Consider the following 16,236-nt stretch of genomic DNA (forward strand, 5'->3'; position numbering starts at 1 on the left):
CGTTGCAGTAGATCTTCTCGATCTGAACTTCACGTACTTCCGTCCGACAGTATATCCTCGGCCATGGTGGATCAGCCTGCGATCAGACTCGTCCCGTACATGAACACGAGGCCGATGGCGAATCCCAGCATGTTCGGTGCGGAGCGGATCGATCCCGAACGACGGACCATGTCGACGATGTCGACGACGACCTGCAACAGCGCGCCGATCCCGATCGCGAGGAACAGCGTGCTCAACAGCGGCGACTGGGAGAGACTCCCGATCCAGCCGCCGAGGATGGCGGGTGCACCCGCGAGCAGGCCGAGCGCCACGAAGTGTCTCAGTGCCGGTCGTTCGCCGTCCGCAAGCGGTGCGACGACCACCGGGCCCTCCGAGACGTTGTGGATCATGAACCCGATGATGAGGAACACGCCCAGCGCGGAGCGGCCCGTGGCGAACGCGGTGCCGATGGCCAGCCCCTCCGCGAGGTTGTGCAGTCCGATCGCAAGCCCTGCCGAGTACGCGATCGAGAGCCGCGACTCCTCACCGTCGTTTCGCCAGTCCATGATCGCCTGCAGCACCAGCCACGACCCGGCGATCCCGAGCACGGCGATCATCGGTCCCGAAAAGACCGATGGCACGTCGCCGGCGCTTTCGAACACGTCGAATCCGGCGTCGAAGACGAGGAAGCCGAGAACGCCGGCCGAGAACGCGAGCACGGCGTTGAGCCACTTCTCACTCATCGACTGCATGAACGGGAACCACAACATCCCGAGCGCGATGGGGACGACGCCGATCAGGAACCCGACGAACGCGAGCGTCCCGACGACCTGTCCGGTCAGCCCGGTCGTCAACTGGGCCGCTTCGATGGTTACCGGGAACGTCGTCCCGTCAGCCGCTATCAGCCCCACGTCGTAGTCGTATCCCTCCATCCAGTTGTAGGGAATGTCGATCGTGGCGCTTTCGCGCGGGGCGAGCGTGTTGTCACCCCCGCTCATCGAGAAGCCCCAGTTCGCCTCGTCGATCCGAACCTGCGAGATCGTTATCGGTTCGGGGGCGTTGTTCGTCACCTGCAGACGGATCGTGTGGTCGTTCGGCAGCGACGTCTGGCTGATTCCCACGTCGGGCAGGGGCTCACCGGTCTGAAGCCCGGCCAGCGGTGTCGTCATCACGAACCCGCCGACGAGCAACACGAGCAACACGATCGGGACGACTCCCATGACCCACCGTGGAAGGCCGAAGGGCTGTTTCTGTCGCCGTGCAACGCCGCCGTCGGATTTCGGTGTGTCCGTCATTCGGTCACCTCGAAGAAACTCATCCAGCCCTGCTCGGCGAACTCCGACTGGTGGCCGTGGAACATGTACAGCCCCGGCTGGTGGTCGCTGTAGTCGATCTCGAACAGGCCGCGCTGGGCCTGACACATCATCACGGTGTCGATGGTGCTCCGGTTCGGGAACAGCGTCGTCCCGGCGTCGTAGTAGTCGAAGAACTGTGAGTGGGTGTGGAACGAGTTGATGAAATCGTATTCGAGCGTCTGAATCACGTGCACCCGCTGGAGGTTGTTCTTCTTGATCTCGATGGGGTGTTTCGTCTTGCCGCCTTCCCACTCGCCCTCGTATTTGTGGGTCTTCGCCGGTGCGTAGGCGAACGCGCGGGTGTTGGCCGCGTAGACTTCGTTGTCGGCATCGAAGTTGGTATCGAAGCCGTTCATCATCACCATCTCGTCGATATCGTCGTAGCCGTCGGGAACGTAGTCGGCGTGTGAGATCATGTTCCGGCTCTTCGCACGCTCGACGGCCATCTCACGCACCTCGTCGGTGATCGGTCCGTGATAATCGATGTAGTCCCGAGGGTTCTCACGGACTTTCTCGGGTTTCGGGTCGATGACGATCGTCCCGTACATGCCCCGGTGAATGTGCGCCTTCAGCGGGAGCATGTGGCAGTGGTAGAGATGAGTGCCGGCGGGCCGGGCCTGCCATTCGTAGGTGAACGTCTCGCCGGGTTTGATCGCCCCGGGTCCGTTCTGTGGCACCCCGTCCATCGCCGGGTTGAGGTTCTGGACGTGTGGATGGATCGTGTGCGCCATATCGGAGAACGCATTCGTGAAATTGATCCGAATGAGGTCCCCCTCCTCGACGCGGAGCGTTGGCGCAGGAACCTGCCCGTTGTACGTCCACGAGGGGAAGGTAACGCCGGGTGCGATCTCGATCTCCTGGGGGACGGCAATGAGGTTGAACTCACGAACGGTCTGTCCGTTCTCCTGTGAGACTCCGGCGTTCAGATCGTCCTTTTTGCCGAAGATCGCGTCACGCTCGTTCGTCGAGTCGCCGGTGTTGAACTCCCGGAGATAGCCGTGTGGGTCGAAGTTCTTCTCGGTGTATTTTCCGGGGGTGCCGAAGCTGGCATCGTGGCCGGTGGTCGCGTTGCCGCCGCTTTCGTTCCCCGATTGCGCGGCTCCGATGCCCGTGATGGCCGAGCCACCGGCGAGAGCGAGGCCGCCCAGCACCGAGCGGCGCGAGACGCCCTCGTGGTCCTTGATGGAATCGACCAGTCGATTTTCGAGCTGCTCGGTCATCGACGCCGCGTCGTCTTCGTTCATCGATGGCATGGTACCCCTCGCAGTGACGCCCACGCCGCAGTGTGGGCAGCCGATCGTTCGTCGACCATTTCGATTGGACACGTGCTATCCATCCATTTAGTTGTTTCTGTCTAAGTAGAGAATTAGCCTTATCTAATCAACGGCGAGGGAACGGGACAGCGCTATCGGAACGACCGACCCAGCGTGTTGACACGACCGAAACGAATAGTTCAGTCCTTCTCGCGCACCGTCCCGCCGCTCAACCCCTCCCACTCCACGCGATAGCCGAGCCGCGAGAGCACCGCGCTCGCGTCGTCGATCCCCGCCTCGCCGATCCGATCTTCGACCGTCGAGAACATCATCCCCGGTTCGATAGCGGCGTCGAGCGCCGAGAGCACGGACGGACGAACGAGCGTCCGGCCGACCAGTTCGTGCTTAGGAAACTCCTTGCCCTCGATGGCACTCTCGCTCACGGCGTGCTCGGCAGCAAGCGTCGCCAGCGAAACCACCTCGTCCTCCGGAACGAGTTCGTCCGGTAGCGCCGCCGCACTCTCCGCGTTCAGACGATTCTCGTACTCCCGAAGCGCATCGCGGACGTCACGCACCCGCACCGATCCCGAATACGGGATGGCACGCGCGTCACGGGCTTCGAGCTCCTCGCCGACGCCGAGCGACTCGTCGACCGCGACGACGAGCTCGACGTCCTCCAGCTCCTCGATCTGGGCAAGTTTCTTTTCGACGTAGTCGGGCGTCCAGAACCCCATGATCTCGAAGAAGACACGGAAATCACCGGAAGTCGTCGTCCCTGCTTTCGTGTCACCAGTCGCGTCGGCGGGAACTCCATGCTGCCACTCGAAGGCGAAGTCGGGGATCATCACTCGTGCGCCGGTTTCGAGCGGTTCGGGCTCGCGGGTGAGCTCCCAGTCGAGATCGAGCGCCTCGAACCGTGCGGCGAAGTCGGCCTCGACCCGGCTGTCGTAGTCGACTTCGACCACCGGCTCGGTTCCCGGCGGCTGGAGATCGGCCTGCGTGAGCCGGAGTTCGCGCTCGGTGCCGCGGTCGTCGATCGTCGCCGTGAGCTCCCACTCGCCCGCTTTCGTGACACTTCTGAGCAGTCGAGCGAATCGAGTGCCGTAGCGTCTGGTGCGGCGAAAGAGGCTGTCGGGGCCCGTCACGCGGACCTCGCGCTCGGAGAGCGCCGTTCCCGACTCGCCCGTCTTCCGGATCTCGTAGAGCAGTCGCAGCCGCTTGACCGCCGAGACGAGCGCCTTCGGGTCGGAACTCCGCACGCGCAGCTCGGTCGCGTCGAACAGGGCTGTCTGCGCCAGCGAGAGGTCGTACTGGGCGCAGAGCTCCTCGGGGTTCCAGGGGACGTCGAGGTCGACGAGGCGCTGCCGCTCGTCGAGATCGGCGTACAGCGACTCCGCGACCGTCTCCGACGTGGTATCGAACCGATCTGCGGCCCGCGACAGCGCGCGCTCGCGGTCGTCCTCGGTCACGATGCCGACGGATTCGGCAGCCGCGAACGCCGCGCCCCGAGCACGCTCGGGGGCCAGTTCGCTGCGCGTCTCGAAGGTCGCCTCGCGCTCCAGAAGTTTGGCGAACCCGCGAACGAGTTTGAAGTCGTCGGCCTCCCCTTCGAGAGCCGCGAGTGCGTCGTCGAGATCGGCGCGCGACCGGCCGACGTGTCCCTGATAGACCCCGATGACCCGTGCCGCGAGCGGGCGATCTTCCCTGACTGTGAACTGCGGGTGATAGCCACCGCCCGCCCGTGACACCCGGAGGAGGTCCTTCGTGAGCACAGAACTGTTCGAACCGCGACGGCCAAAACGCCCTCGCCCTCATACTGTCTGACGAAGTACGTAAAGGCCGGCTCGTGGCAATTAATCGCATGGTCGACGTTCCGGTTCGCGGGTTTCCGATCGGTTCCGTCCGACAGTATCAATGTCGGCGCTCGGCGACGCGCTCCTCGGCGGTCGCTTCGGTGACGACCTCGTAGAGCAGCGCGCGCCCGCCGTCCTCGGTCGGGCGTAACACCCGGCCGAGGCGCTGAGTGAACTCCCGTTCGGAGCCGCTGCCCGAGAGGACGATCGCGACGTTCGCGTCCGGTACGTCGACGCCTTCGTCCAGAACGTTCGCCGTGACGACCCGCGAGTAGCTTCCGTTTCGGAACTTCTCGAGAATTTCGCGGCGCTCGTTCGCCCCCGTCTGATGCGTGATCGCCGGCAGGAGGAAGCGCTCGGAGAGCCGATAGACCAGATCGTTGTGCGCTGTGAAGACGATGATTCGATCCTCCCGATGCCGATCGAGCAGATCGGCGAGCGTTGCGACCTTGGCATCGGCGTTCATCATCACCTCGCGAGCACGTTGGTTCGCGAGCAGCGCCTCGCGCGCTGCTGGGTCGTTGCCCGAGCGCATGACGAGCTTCCGGTAGTCACTGCCGCTTCGCATGTCGAGATTCGACTGTGCGAGGTAGTTCGTGAACGTCTCGCGATGCTCGTCGTACTCCGCCCGTTCCTCGTCGGAGAGCGCGACGTCGAGGCGCTTGATGTCGTAGGCCGCCAGGTGGTCGCCGGCGAGCTCGTCGGGCGTGATGCGGTGGACGAGCGGGCCACAGAGCTCCTCGATGACCTCGTGTGCCCCGTCGGGTCGCTCGAAGGTCGCCGTCAGACCCAGCCTGGCGGGTGCGGCGAGCAGGCGAGCGATGTCGCGATAGCCCGCGCCGCCGAGGTGGTGGACCTCGTCGAAGACGACGAGCCCGAACCGGTCGCCGATGTCCTCGGCACGCAGATACGCCGAATCGTAGGTCGCGACGGTGAGCGCCTCGACACGCTGCTCGCCACCCCCGAGCTGGCCGATCGGCACCGCGAACTCGGTCTCGAGCTCGCGCCGCCACTGCTCCAGGAGATCGATCGTTGGGACGACGACCAGCGCCCCGGTTCCCAGTTCCTCGATGGCTTCGATACCGATGACGGTCTTGCCGCTGCCCGTGGGGAGTTCGAGACAGCCCTGATCGTCGTTCGCGCGCCACGCGCCGAGCGCCGTCCGCTGGTACTCCCGGAGCTCGTAGGCCGAGGAGACATCGAGCGCCGGCGCGGCGAGAACGCGGTCGTCGTAGTCGACGTCGCGATCGTCGAGCGCCGCGACCAGCGCCGCGTAGCGCACGGCGGGCGCACGGCCGGTCTTCGATCGCGGATCGCGGTCGACGGGGAGATCGAGATCGGTACCACCCGCGACACGGATGGTGCCGTCCTCGAAGCTGAGCGTGACGTCCGCCACGGCCGCCGTACGGGTGCGCGTCGTTAATCGCTGTCCATCCGCTCGCCGCTGCGCAGCGGCTTTCTGAATCCTTTTGTCTATGTATCGACTCGGTTCGGACATGAGCGACAACGACGTCGGGGTCGACGAGTCGGCCGCCGAAGCGCCAGTGGACGAGGACGTGGACACCGACGGCGTGAGCGAGGACGAAGAGGAGTTCGAGAACCTCGAAGCGCGCATCGCGGACACGACGGCCGAGGAGCTCGCGGAGGAGGTACGCACGCTGCGCGAGCGCGCCGCGGACGCCGAGCGACGGGTCGAGGAGCGGGACGAGCAGATCGACGAGCTCGAATCGAAACTGAAGCGCAAACAGGCGGACTTCCAGAACTACAAGCAGCGCACCGAGCGCCAGCAGGAGAAGCTGCGCGAGCGCGCCACCGAGGACCTCGTCGAGCGCCTGCTCGACGTCCGCGACAACCTCTCGCGGGCGCTCTCGCAGGACGAAGACGCGGACATCCGCCCGGGCGTCGAGAGCACGCTGGAGGAGTTCGACCGAATTCTCGACGAGGAGAACGTCACGGCGATCGAACCCGAGGCCGGTGACGCGGTCGATCCGCAGCGCCACGAGGTCATGCTGCGCGTCGACAGCGACCAGCCCGAAGACACGATCGCCGAGCTCTACCGCCCGGGCTACGAGATGGGTGAGAAGGTGCTCCGTCCGGCACAGATCACCGTCAGCGAGTAGCGTTTTTTCGTACTCGACTCGGCGACGCGGTGATGTCGACGCCGGGGCTGTAGTAACAGACCGGCTCGCCGGGCGGGTCGGCGAAGCCGTTCGCGCGAAACAGCGTGTTCTCCTCGATCGTCACGTCGGCGGGATACAGCGGCCAGGGATCGTGGTTCACGTTCGAGTAGCGAACGCTTCCGTCCGGCGCTTCGGTGTAGAACCGGTAGCGTTCGGTGAGAAACGTCGCCAGCGAATCGGGAGTTGGATCGAGCCGTTCGCCGGCAGGCTCGTAGCTCGCCTGAAACCTGACGGGTCTGGCTCCGGGATGGAAGCGTCGGCTCTCGAAGCGGTTGCGGCCGTTCCCGTCGTCTCCGTGGCGCATGCGCGCGTAGTAATATGGTAGGTAATGAAAGAGGCGTGCACCGATCACGCCGAGCAGTCCCTCGGCGTCGAGGCTGAAGAAGTAGACGCTGGGCGTGCCGTCGACGGTGACGTAGGTTCGCAGATTGAGCTCGGGGAGATCGATCCCGAGTCGGCTCGGCAGCCGACGCGGGCGAACGGCGGCGTTGGTGAACGGCACAATCGAGAGCCAGGCGCTGCCGTCGTGGCTATCGACGGCGAGCGCGTCGGGGAGATGTGCCGAGACGACGTCGGGATCCACGGGCCAGTTGGCGAACAGGAGCTCCCGCCACTCCATCGCGAGCGCGACGACCATACCCGATCGAGGGCGGCGAGCGGTTTGGCCCTTTCCGCTGGGGCGGACGAGCGGTCGTGTTGCGGTCCGATTTATACGCCGTGGGTCGGCAGTGGGGATGGCCCGAAAACCGCAGCAGGGAAGACCAGCGCGCGGTGGGATGAGTCGGCGTATCTAGCAACTTTTAACCGGCCCAAAGCGATAGTTGGGGCCAACAATGGCGAGCAACAAGATCCTCGGTATCGACCTCGGGACGACGAACTCGGCGTTCGCAGTGATGGAAGGCAGCGATCCTGAGATCATCGTCAACGGCGAGGGCGACCGCACCACACCCTCCGTGGTGGCGTTCACCGACGACGAGCGCCTCGTCGGCAAACCCGCGAAGAACCAGGCCATCCAGAACCCCGATCGGACTGTCGAATCGATCAAACGGTTCATCGGCGAGGACCACACCGTCGAGATCGACGGCGAGGACTACACGCCCGAAGAGATCTCGGCGCTCATTCTCGGCAAGATCAAGCGCGACGCCGAGGAGTATCTCGGCGACGAAATCGAGAAAGCCGTGATCACTGTCCCTGCCTACTTCTCCGACAGTCAGCGCCAGGCGACGAAGGACGCCGGCGAGATCGCCGGCTTCGACGTCGAGCGCATCATCAACGAGCCGACCGCGGCGTCGATGGCCTACGGGCTCGACGACGACTCCGACCAGACCGTGATGGTCTACGATCTCGGTGGCGGGACCTTCGATGTCTCCGTGCTCGATCTCGGTGGTGGGGTCTACGAGGTCGTCGCCACGAACGGCGACAACGATCTCGGTGGCGACGACTGGGACGAGGCCATCATCGACCATCTCGCCGAGGAGTTCGAGTCCGAGCACGGCTTCGATCTCCGTGAGGACCGACAGGCGCTCCAGCGACTGAAGGACGCCGCCGAGGAGGCCAAGATCGAGCTCTCCAACAGAAAAGAGACGACGATCAACCTCCCGTTCATCACGGCGACGGATTCGGGACCGGTCCACCTGGAGGAGAAGCTCACCCGCGCGACGTTCGAGTCGCTCACCTCCGACCTGATCGAGCGAACTGTGGGCCCGACCCAGCAGGCGCTCGACGATGCGGGCTACGACGCCGACGATATCGACGAGGTGATTCTCGTCGGCGGGTCGACGCGGATGCCTCAGGTCCAGGAACAGGTCTCGGAGATCGTCGGTCAGGACCCCCAGAAGAACGTCAACCCCGACGAGGCCGTCGCCCTCGGTGCGGCGATCCAGGGTGGCGTGCTCGCGGGCGACGTCGACGACATCGTGCTGCTCGACGTGACGCCGCTCTCGCTGGGGATCGAGGTCAAGGGTGGCCTCTTCGAGCGCCTCATCGACAAGAACACGACGATCCCGACCGAGGAGTCGAAGGTGTTCACGACCGCGGCCGCGAACCAGACGCAGGTTCAGGTGCGTGTGTTCCAGGGCGAGCGCGAGATCGCCGACGAGAACGAGCTTCTGGGTGAGTTCCAGCTCTCGGGCATCCCGCCCGCGCCCGCCGGAACGCCCCAGATCGAGGTGACGTTCAACATCGACGAGAACGGCATCGTCAACGTCGAGGCCCACGATCAGGGCTCGGGCAACTCCGAGGAGATCACCATCGAGGGCGGTGCGGGGCTCTCGGACGACGAGATCGACCGCATGCAGGAGGAGGCCGAGCAGTACGCCGAGGAGGACGAGCAGCGCCGCGAGCGCATCGAGGCGCGCAACGAGGCCGAGAGTTCGGTCCAGCGCGCGAACACGCTCCTCGAAGAGAACGAAGAGGAAATCGAGGACGACCTCCGGGCCGACATCGAGGACGCAATCGAGGACGTCGAGGAAGTCCTGGAGGACGAGGACGCGACGACCGAGGAGCTCCAGAACGCCACCGAGGAGCTCTCGACGGAACTGCAGGAGATCGGCAAGCAGATGTACCAACAGCAGGAGGCCGCCCAGCAGGCCGCCGGCGGTGCGGGCGGTGCCGGTGGGGCAGGCGCAGCAGGTGCCGGTCCCGGCGGGATGGGCGACATGGGTGGCGCTGGCGGCGACGGTGACGACGAGGAGTACGTCGACGCCGACTTCGAGGACGTCGACATCGACGACGAAGACGAAGACGAGTCGTCGGCCTAAGTCGGTCCCGCCGTTCGTTCGACCCAACTGGATCGACGATCGTGACTGGCTAGCACGTTCGCAACCGACATACCAACACACCCTTACCGCCCTGCATCGTACGGATGCGGGATGGCCACCATTCGCCAACTCGTTATCGACGTTCTCAAGCCTCACGAGCCGACGATGCTCACGGTCGCCGACGAGATCGCCGATCTGGATGGCGTCGATGGCGTCAACGCCGTGCTGCTGGAGATGGACGAGGAGGTCCGCAACATCAAGTTCACCATCGAGGGCGAGGATATCGACTTCGAAACGGTGAGCGCGACGATCGAGGACACGGGTGCGCGGATCCACTCGATCGATCAGGTCGCCTGCGGCGAGTACATCGTCGAAGACGTCCCGACGGCACAGGACTGATGGCCGACGACGAAGCGTCGTTGACCGACCGGGTCGACACCGATATGGTGGGCCCGATCGCCCGCCGCTATTTCGTTTCGAACGGGTTCGACGGCGCACTCACCGGCGTCGGCGTCACCGTCGGGGCGTATCTCTCGGGCATCCCCGACGGGCTCACGGTGATCAGCCTCGGTCTCGCCGCGGCCGTCGGTCTCACCACCTCCGGAGTGTGGAGCGTCTGGGAGATCGAGCGCGCGGAGATGCGCGCCGAGATCCAGGAGACCGAGGAGGCGATGCTCGCCGATCTGAGCGACACGCGCATCGAGCGCGACAAGATGAGCAATCAGGTCGTCAACGCGCTCATGAGCGGGCTCGGCCCGCTGCTCGGGCTCATCGTCCCGCTCGTGCCGTTCCTGTTCGAGGGCACGGTCTTCTCGCTGTTGCAGGCGACGCTCGTCTCCGTCGCGATGGCCGTCGGCGTCCTCTTCACGTTCGGGGCGTACATGGCCTCGATCTCCCGCCAGCGCTGGTATATCGCTGGCATCCGGATGGGGCTCGCCGGCATCGTCGTCGCCGTTCTCAACGTCTTCCTCCCCGGCTGACCCGGGATCCTACTCGACGAGATCGCGGTAGAGCCGACCGAACGCCTGCCGACGCAGTGTTTCGACGGCCGCGCGTTCCTCGTTGGCGAACGTCGCCGCGACAGCTTGTTCCGAAAAGGGTGCGGCGTGCCAGGTGACCTGAGGGACGTTCTCGTTGCCGATGACGTGGATCTCGTACTCGGGCTGCTCTGCCTGCCAGTCGTCGAATTCCTCACGCTGGCCGACCGAAACCTCGAGTTCCGAAGCGAACAGCGCGTTGCGCGCCCGCTCGACGACCGTGCTCGTCACGCGCTCGTCGTATTCCGGTTTGTCGAACTCCATCGCGGTCGCGACCTCCCGGACGACGGTTTGAGCCGCCGGGCCGAGCGCCTCGTAGCGCTCGCGGGCGGCCTCCTCGGTGCTCGGCGCGAACCGTCCAACCGTGTGCATACGAGCGGTTCGCCCGGCGGACGGTTACTCGTTTTCGTCCGCGTCGCCATCGCTGTCGTCGCTGCTCCCGTCGCTCGCTGCAGTCCCGTCGTCCGTCTCGCTCTCGTCGCCCGTGTCCTCGGTCATCGCGCGCGCCTGTTCGACCGCGGCGGCGGTTTCGGCGTCGAGACTCCCTTCGTTCGACGGCCCGCGCGTCGGTTGCTCATCGAAGAGCTCGCCCGGCCGTGGCTCGTCGTCGTGGTGATGGTCGTGACCGGTCGTGTCTTCGAAAACCTGGGGGAACTCGACCTCGGCAGCGCCCTCCTCGACTCGCTTGGCGAGTTCGTCCTCGCCGGACTGCTCCCAGCCCGGTGCGTGCTCGTCGAGCCACGACTCGTGGTCGTCGTCGCCGAGCAGCGCGGTGAACGCGAGGTGGTTGGCGAGGTGGCGCGCGTCGGCCTGCGGCGTCTCACAGACGGGACAGGCATAGCCCATATCGGTTCTTGGCCCTCGACGCGCTTCTATCCCGCGCTCATTCGTCGGCCGCGAGCGGTTCGGTACACCACTGGCAGAACTCGAGATCGGCGTCGGTCTCGCGCCCACAGTTCGGGCAACGCTGCTTGCCGTCGGCGGCGGTCGATTGCTCGGTTCGGGAGCCCCGGGCGATGCGGTAGGCGTCGACCGTGTTGAGCACGAAGAGGACGAAGATCGCGATCTCGGCCTCCATCGGGAGCGCCTCGCTCGCCTGCATCACCGCGTCGAGGCTGAACCCCGCCCCGTTCTCGGGGATCGCCGAGGCCGGCAGCGCGATCGCGACGGTCGCGAACGTCAGCCCGAACCAGGTGAGCGCACGCAGCCACTCGCGCAGGTAGAGATGGCCGAGTCCCGGATAGAGAAGCGCCAGCGCGGCGGCGAGCAGCGGGCGTTTCCCCGAACGGTGTCCGTTCATCGCCCCCACGTAGCTCGTGCGGGCTCCTGAACGTTCGGGTCCACGACGCCGCCCGGATCGGAGCGCGTTTAGCCGCCGACACGATACCTCTGGCATGGCGTGGGTGAGCTTGTTCTCCGGCGGGAAGGACTCGGCGTGGGCGCTCCATCGCGCGCTCGACGACGGACTGCCCGTCGAGCGACTCGTCACCGTCCATCCCGACGAGGATTCCTTTCTCTACCACGTCCCGGCGACCGAGCTCGCTGGGCTGGCCGCCGAGAGTATCGGCATCGAGCTACTCGAAGTCGAGTCGAGCGGTCACGACGGAACCGACTCGAGTGCGCGCGGCGATGCCGAACTCGAACCGCTCGAACGCGCGCTCCGCGAGCTCGACGCCGACATGGACGACGGACTCACGGGCGTCGTCGCGGGCGCGATCGAGAGCGAGTTCCAGACCAGCCGGATCGAGGCGATGTGCGAACGGCTCGATATCGACCTGTTCGCCCCACTCTGGCAGCGCGATCCGCGGGCGCTCGCCGACGCGATGCTCGCCGCTGGCTTCGAGATCCGAGTGATCGCCGTGGCGGCCGCCGGCCTCGACGAGTCCTGGCTCGGGCGCACGCTCGATGCCGAGGCCTTCGACGAACTCGAAGCGCTCGGCGACGAGTACGGCGTCCACCTCCTCGGCGAGGGTGGCGGGTTCGAGACGCTCGTGACCGACAGTCCGCAGATGGAGCGGCCGCTACAACTCGACTACGAAACCGAATGGGACGGTGTGCGCGGGCGGTTGCGGATCGATGATGCGTGGCTCGGCGACTCCTGACCTTATTCGCCGTCGAGCAGCGCGGGCTTGCCGACCGGGAGCGATCCGAACAGCGCGTAGTGGACGGCGAACGAGACGGTGATCAGCAGTGCGATACCCGTGACGAGTTTCGTCGAACGTGATGCCATACCCGCGCGAGGGCGGCGGTACAAAAGAGGGCTGCGGTCGGCTGTGGGTGTTACCGCGAGCTCAGTCGCCGTCGGGCAGTTTCGTGTGTGCGCCGACGAGCGCACCCGTGAGATCGGTGCCGGCGACGTCGACCTCCTCGTCGAGAATCGAGTCGCGTACCGTACAGTCTTCGACGGTGGTGTTCGGGAAGACGACCGAGCGCTCGATCGTCGAGTTCCGCACGACCGCGCCGTCCATGACGTGGACGCCGCTGCCGATCTCGCTGTTCTCGACGGTGGCGTCGGCGTCGATCGCGGCGTCGCCGTCGAGCGCCCACGCGACGGTTTCGAGATAGCTCTCGGGCGTGCCGATGTCGAACCACGCACCGTCGAAGGTGTAGGCGTAGACCGCGCGAGTGGCTTGCAGCCACTGGACGAACCAGCCCGGCTCGTCGGGGTTGTTGTCGCCCGCGAGGTACTCCTCGAAGGCGAGCGCTTCGGCGGGGAAGGCGTAGCAGGCGATCGAGACGAGGGTGCTGTTCGGTTCGTCGGGTTTCTCCTGGAAGTCCACCACTCGATCACCGTCGAGCTCGACCAGGCCGTAGGAGGTCGCGCGCTCCTTCGAGCCGACGTCGTAGGCCGCGATCGTCGGCGCGCCGCGGGATTCGAACTCGTCGATGAAGTCGCTGAGCGGGAAGCTGATGAGGTTGTCGCCGGCGATCACCAGCAGGTCGTCGTCGATGTCTTCGCGTTCGACGAGCTGGGCGAGCGCGCCGACGACACCGAACTTCTCGTCCTCGTCGGAGGTTTCCTCGACGCTGAGGCGCGGTTTCGTGAACTCGCTCTCCGCGATGTGGCGCTCGAACTCCGGAGCGAAGCGCTCGTTCGTGCTCACGTAGACGTCCTCGATACGGTCGTCGGTCTCCAGTTCGTCGAAAATCCGGTCGATGACGTCGACGCCGCCGACCGGCAGGAACATCTTCGGCCGGTGTTTCGTAATCGGCCAGAGACGCGTCGCGTAGCCTCCGGCGAGTACGATTGCATCCATGCAAACTCGCTCTCGGCGGCCGGATAAGTCCCTTTCCATTGCTGACTTCGACGACGACCGTCTCAGACCGGCCCCGGCGTGCTCGGGAAGCGCGATTCGACGATGGCGAACGCGAGCGTGCTGACGAGCCCCAACAGCGTGCCGGCGGTGAGCGCGACCGCCATGTAGGTCAGTCCCACCTCGCCGAGGAGGAACGCGCTGACGGCGTAGAGCACGGCCGCGATGGCGAGCACGTAGAAGGGGGCGTTGAGATACCGCCAGCGAAAGCGCTCGGCGAGATAGGTGTCGGTGATGCGGCCGACGCTGCTGGTGATGCCCGCAGCCGCGAACCAGGGCGTCGCGCCGACGGTGAAGGCGGCGATCGTCTCGACGGGGCTGAGCGCTGCCGCGGCGCTGTGCGCGTCGAACGTCGTCATCCCGCGGACGCCGCCGATAGCGAGCAGCGCCGCCGCGACCACGGTCGTGATGAGCATCACCCGGCCGGCGTAGAGGCCGCGCCGCGCCCGCGCGACCGCCTCGTCGATGGCGCGCTCGAGACCGAGCCCACGAAAGAGTACGTAGAGCCCGAGCAGCGCCGAGATGAAGCCGAACACCGCCGCGCCGGGCACCCCGAGCTGGCTGGCGATCTCGGCGAGCGGGTAGATGAGCAGGAGAATGCCGAGCGGAACGAGGATCGTCCCCCTCGTCTCCGGATCGTCGAGCACCTGTTTCATCGTGTAGTACATCGACTCTAGGTTCTGGGCCTGGCGGACGACGACCCGCTGGACGCCGTCGATCGGCAGCCGCGAGCGGATCACCGGGATCACCGACTCGTCCTGTGCGCCGTCGGTGACTACCAGTGCGTGAACGTCCTCGCCGGTGGTCAGCCCCGCGAGGATGTGGTCGATCTCCTCGCCGACCTTCCTGTTGGCCGCGACCCCGCCGCTCTCGACACCGGTGACGGCCGCGACCTCGACCTGCTCGTCGGTGATGTCGTCGTGGATGTGCAACCCCTCGAAGAGCACGTTCGAGTCGGAGTCCTCCGGATCGGTCGTGGCGAGCGAAACGGCGGCGCTCTCGACCGCTTCCCGACCCACGACGGGCGTCTCGACGTCGGCCTTCCGCCCGAGGTCGTCGTCGAGATCGATACACAGCACCAGCAGCATACGGCCGGCTACGCGACCCGCCGTTAACTGCTTTCGGTGCTGGCCGCCATGTACCTAATATGTCCTAACCCACACAGGAGAGATATTACATGTTCTATCATTACATTTATTGGGGCCGGCCGGATCAGTGGCTTCTGTCGAACGATGGCGCACCTGTACCATCGTTCGCAGGACAACACATGTACACCGACATCGAGAACACCGGCGCGCCGATGGTGCCCGAGATCAGCCGCAACGACTCCGACGACCGAACCGACGCGCGACGTTTCCGTGAGGAGATGGTGTTGAGCCACCGACTGCCCGATCGGTATCAGGAGTAGCAGTCGTCCCGGGCGCTGTCTCGCTCGAACACTGAGGACGGCCGATCCAAGCCGTACGCCTTTTCAGGACTGCGCCCCCAGTCGTTTCAACGAATGATCTCGAAGGGCTGTGAACAGTGTGCCAAGGGCGGGAAGATGGTGCTGTTCGTCTACGGCTACTGCGACCAGCGCGACTGCTTTTACTGTCCGCTCGGCGAGAACCGGAAGAACGTTACTGATGTGTACGCCAACGAGCGCCTCGTCGAGGACGACAGCGACGTGATCGAGGAGGCCCACCGGATGGAGGCGCTCGGAACCTCGATCACCGGCGGCGAACCACAGGAGGCGATGGCCAAGACCTGTCGCTATCTCTCCATGCTCAAAGACGAATTCGGTTCCGATCACCACACCCACCTCTACACGGGTATCACCGGCGGGCGCGAGAACATGCGCCGGCTCTCCGAGGCCGGATTGGATGAAATCCGCTTCCATCCGCCCTACGAACTGTGGGGCGACATGCACGGCACCGAGTGGGAGGAAATCCTCTACATCGCGCGCGAGGAAGGCCTCACTCCGGCGTTCGAGATCCCCGGCATCCGCGCCGAGGAGGAGTTCATCGAGTTCCTCGACGAGGGCGCAGCCGACTTCTGTAACATCAACGAGTTCGAGATGAGCGACGGCAACTACGAGCGGATGCAGGAGCAGGGCTTCGAGCGCCGCGAGGGCCACATGAGCGCCGTCGAGGGCTCCCACGACATCCTCGACGCGATGGGCGATCACGAGAAGGTCTACTTCTGTACGAGCGTGTTCAAGGACGCCGCCCAGCACCGCAATCGGCTCAAGCGGATGGCGAAGGTCATCAGGCGCGAGTTCGACGAAGTGACCGACGACGGCACCCTCGTCTACGGCAAGGCCTGGGAGAGCGGCGATCGACTGGCGGAGCTCGGCGTTCCCGAGGAGTTCTACAGCCAGAAATCCGAACACGTCGAACTCGCCTGGTGGCTCCTCGAGGAGATGATCGACGAGGGCGACGTGAACAGGGGCGAGATCGTCGAGCAGTATCCGACCGCCGACGGCACGGTGGTCGAGCGAACGCCGCTGGCCTGATTTTCACGTCGT

Annotated in this window: 18 protein-coding genes; 7 read left to right on the plus strand and 11 right to left on the minus strand. The window is 65.5% G+C overall.

The window, feature by feature from the left end; translation table 11 throughout:
• Positions 1–71 precede the first annotated feature (71 nt).
• The 4 genes from C451_RS15995 to C451_RS16010 form a co-directional block, all read right to left on the minus strand.
• Positions 72–1,274 carry a ZIP family metal transporter gene (locus C451_RS15995; protein ID WP_007742166.1) on the minus strand — a complete coding sequence of 401 codons (1,203 nt, stop codon included), beginning with the start codon at positions 1,272–1,274 and terminating at the stop codon, positions 72–74.
• Complete coding sequence (locus tag C451_RS16000) at positions 1,271–2,587, minus strand: multicopper oxidase domain-containing protein (protein ID WP_049913173.1); 1,317 nt, start codon at positions 2,585–2,587, stop codon at positions 1,271–1,273. Before C451_RS16000 ends, C451_RS15995 begins: the two co-directional genes overlap by 4 nt.
• A 200-nt stretch (positions 2,588–2,787) precedes the next feature.
• Positions 2,788–4,359, minus strand: coding sequence for a DUF790 family protein (locus C451_RS16005; protein ID WP_007742168.1), 1,572 nt, complete (start codon positions 4,357–4,359; stop codon positions 2,788–2,790).
• A gap of 139 nt (positions 4,360–4,498) precedes the next feature.
• The gene (locus C451_RS16010) at positions 4,499–5,836 is read right to left on the minus strand and encodes a DEAD/DEAH box helicase family protein (protein ID WP_007742173.1); all 1,338 of its coding nucleotides are present in this window, start codon (positions 5,834–5,836) and stop codon (positions 4,499–4,501) included.
• 100 nt (positions 5,837–5,936) lie between these two features.
• Here C451_RS16010 and C451_RS16015 point away from each other — a divergent pair, with 100 nt between their 5' ends.
• The gene (locus C451_RS16015; protein ID WP_049913174.1) at positions 5,937–6,560 is read left to right on the plus strand and encodes a nucleotide exchange factor GrpE; all 624 of its coding nucleotides are present in this window, start codon (positions 5,937–5,939) and stop codon (positions 6,558–6,560) included.
• Here C451_RS16015 and C451_RS16020 read toward each other — a convergent pair.
• Positions 6,550–7,257, minus strand: coding sequence for a YqjF family protein (locus C451_RS16020; RefSeq protein ID WP_007742175.1), 708 nt, complete (start codon positions 7,255–7,257; stop codon positions 6,550–6,552). The genes C451_RS16015 and C451_RS16020 overlap by 11 nt on opposite strands.
• A 196-nt stretch (positions 7,258–7,453) precedes the next feature.
• On the opposite strand from C451_RS16020, the gene dnaK reads away from it, so the two are divergent.
• The 3 genes from dnaK to C451_RS16035 all read left to right on the plus strand — a co-directional run bounded on the left by dnaK (position 7,454) and on the right by C451_RS16035 (position 10,359).
• Positions 7,454–9,379, plus strand: coding sequence for a molecular chaperone DnaK (dnaK, locus tag C451_RS16025; RefSeq protein ID WP_007742177.1), 1,926 nt, complete (start codon positions 7,454–7,456; stop codon positions 9,377–9,379).
• A 111-nt stretch (positions 9,380–9,490) separates the two neighbouring features.
• Positions 9,491–9,778 carry a DUF211 domain-containing protein gene (locus C451_RS16030; protein ID WP_007742178.1) on the plus strand — a complete coding sequence of 96 codons (288 nt, stop codon included), beginning with the start codon at positions 9,491–9,493 and terminating at the stop codon, positions 9,776–9,778.
• Positions 9,778–10,359 (plus strand): VIT1/CCC1 transporter family protein, encoded by a 582-nt coding sequence (locus C451_RS16035; RefSeq protein ID WP_007742180.1) that lies wholly within the window; start codon positions 9,778–9,780, stop codon positions 10,357–10,359. Before C451_RS16030 ends, C451_RS16035 begins: the two co-directional genes overlap by 1 nt.
• Positions 10,360–10,368: 9 nt before the next feature.
• Here the strand turns inward: C451_RS16035 and C451_RS16040 are convergent, their stop codons facing one another.
• The 3 genes from C451_RS16040 to C451_RS16050 are packed head-to-tail and all read right to left on the minus strand — an operon-like array spanning position 10,369 to position 11,716.
• Positions 10,369–10,788: a DUF5809 family protein gene (locus C451_RS16040; protein WP_007742182.1), complete on the minus strand. Its 420-nt coding sequence runs from the start codon at positions 10,786–10,788 to the stop codon at positions 10,369–10,371.
• Between the two features lie 24 nt (positions 10,789–10,812).
• Complete coding sequence (locus tag C451_RS16045) at positions 10,813–11,262, minus strand: DUF5810 domain-containing protein (protein WP_007742184.1); 450 nt, start codon at positions 11,260–11,262, stop codon at positions 10,813–10,815.
• 37 nt (positions 11,263–11,299) lie between these two features.
• Positions 11,300–11,716: a zinc ribbon domain-containing protein gene (locus tag C451_RS16050; RefSeq protein ID WP_007742185.1), complete on the minus strand. Its 417-nt coding sequence runs from the start codon at positions 11,714–11,716 to the stop codon at positions 11,300–11,302.
• A gap of 94 nt (positions 11,717–11,810) precedes the next feature.
• Between C451_RS16050 and C451_RS16055 the strand changes: the two genes are divergently transcribed.
• Positions 11,811–12,518: a diphthine--ammonia ligase gene (locus C451_RS16055; RefSeq protein ID WP_007742186.1), complete on the plus strand. Its 708-nt coding sequence runs from the start codon at positions 11,811–11,813 to the stop codon at positions 12,516–12,518.
• A 2-nt stretch (positions 12,519–12,520) separates the two neighbouring features.
• Here the strand turns inward: C451_RS16055 and C451_RS24120 are convergent, their stop codons facing one another.
• The 3 genes from C451_RS24120 to C451_RS16065 all read right to left on the minus strand — a co-directional run bounded on the left by C451_RS24120 (position 12,521) and on the right by C451_RS16065 (position 14,818).
• A complete protein-coding gene (locus C451_RS24120) occupies positions 12,521–12,646 on the minus strand; it encodes a hypothetical protein (protein WP_275039339.1) in 126 nt (41 codons plus the stop codon).
• Positions 12,647–12,707: 61 nt separating this feature from the next.
• Positions 12,708–13,673: a sugar phosphate nucleotidyltransferase gene (locus tag C451_RS16060; protein ID WP_007742187.1), complete on the minus strand. Its 966-nt coding sequence runs from the start codon at positions 13,671–13,673 to the stop codon at positions 12,708–12,710.
• Positions 13,674–13,735: 62 nt separating this feature from the next.
• A complete protein-coding gene (locus C451_RS16065) occupies positions 13,736–14,818 on the minus strand; it encodes a DUF373 family protein (RefSeq protein WP_007742189.1) in 1,083 nt (360 codons plus the stop codon).
• 179 nt (positions 14,819–14,997) lie between these two features.
• Between C451_RS16065 and C451_RS22675 the strand changes: the two genes are divergently transcribed.
• Together C451_RS22675 and C451_RS16070 are read left to right on the plus strand one after the other, a co-directional pair.
• Positions 14,998–15,138 (plus strand): hypothetical protein, encoded by a 141-nt coding sequence (locus C451_RS22675; RefSeq protein ID WP_161605869.1) that lies wholly within the window; start codon positions 14,998–15,000, stop codon positions 15,136–15,138.
• 93 nt (positions 15,139–15,231) lie between these two features.
• Complete coding sequence (locus tag C451_RS16070) at positions 15,232–16,224, plus strand: radical SAM protein (protein ID WP_007742190.1); 993 nt, start codon at positions 15,232–15,234, stop codon at positions 16,222–16,224.
• The last annotated feature ends 12 nt before the right edge of the window (positions 16,225–16,236 follow it).

Origin of the sequence: Halococcus thailandensis JCM 13552 (genome assembly GCF_000336715.1) — an archaeon.
Taxonomy (GTDB): Archaea; Halobacteriota; Halobacteria; order Halobacteriales; family Halococcaceae; genus Halococcus; species Halococcus thailandensis.

Coding starts and splice junctions, on each gene's coding strand:
- C451_RS15995 (WP_007742166.1), bottom strand. CDS start 1,274: ATGACGGACACACCGAAATCCGACGGCGGCGTTGCACGGCGACAGAAA.
- C451_RS16000 (WP_049913173.1), bottom strand. CDS start 2,587: ATGCCATCGATGAACGAAGACGACGCGGCGTCGATGACCGAGCAGCTC.
- C451_RS16015 (WP_049913174.1), top strand. CDS start 5,937: ATGAGCGACAACGACGTCGGGGTCGACGAGTCGGCCGCCGAAGCGCCA.
- C451_RS16020 (WP_007742175.1), bottom strand. CDS start 7,257: ATGGTCGTCGCGCTCGCGATGGAGTGGCGGGAGCTCCTGTTCGCCAAC.
- dnaK (WP_007742177.1), top strand. CDS start 7,454: ATGGCGAGCAACAAGATCCTCGGTATCGACCTCGGGACGACGAACTCG.
- C451_RS16030 (WP_007742178.1), top strand. CDS start 9,491: ATGGCCACCATTCGCCAACTCGTTATCGACGTTCTCAAGCCTCACGAG.
- C451_RS16035 (WP_007742180.1), top strand. CDS start 9,778: ATGGCCGACGACGAAGCGTCGTTGACCGACCGGGTCGACACCGATATG.
- C451_RS16040 (WP_007742182.1), bottom strand. CDS start 10,788: ATGCACACGGTTGGACGGTTCGCGCCGAGCACCGAGGAGGCCGCCCGC.
- C451_RS16045 (WP_007742184.1), bottom strand. CDS start 11,262: ATGGGCTATGCCTGTCCCGTCTGTGAGACGCCGCAGGCCGACGCGCGC.
- C451_RS16050 (WP_007742185.1), bottom strand. CDS start 11,716: ATGAACGGACACCGTTCGGGGAAACGCCCGCTGCTCGCCGCCGCGCTG.
- C451_RS16055 (WP_007742186.1), top strand. CDS start 11,811: ATGGCGTGGGTGAGCTTGTTCTCCGGCGGGAAGGACTCGGCGTGGGCG.
- C451_RS24120 (WP_275039339.1), bottom strand. CDS start 12,646: ATGGCATCACGTTCGACGAAACTCGTCACGGGTATCGCACTGCTGATC.
- C451_RS16060 (WP_007742187.1), bottom strand. CDS start 13,673: ATGGATGCAATCGTACTCGCCGGAGGCTACGCGACGCGTCTCTGGCCG.
- C451_RS16065 (WP_007742189.1), bottom strand. CDS start 14,818: ATGCTGCTGGTGCTGTGTATCGATCTCGACGACGACCTCGGGCGGAAG.
- C451_RS22675 (WP_161605869.1), top strand. CDS start 14,998: ATGTACACCGACATCGAGAACACCGGCGCGCCGATGGTGCCCGAGATC.
- C451_RS16070 (WP_007742190.1), top strand. CDS start 15,232: ATGATCTCGAAGGGCTGTGAACAGTGTGCCAAGGGCGGGAAGATGGTG.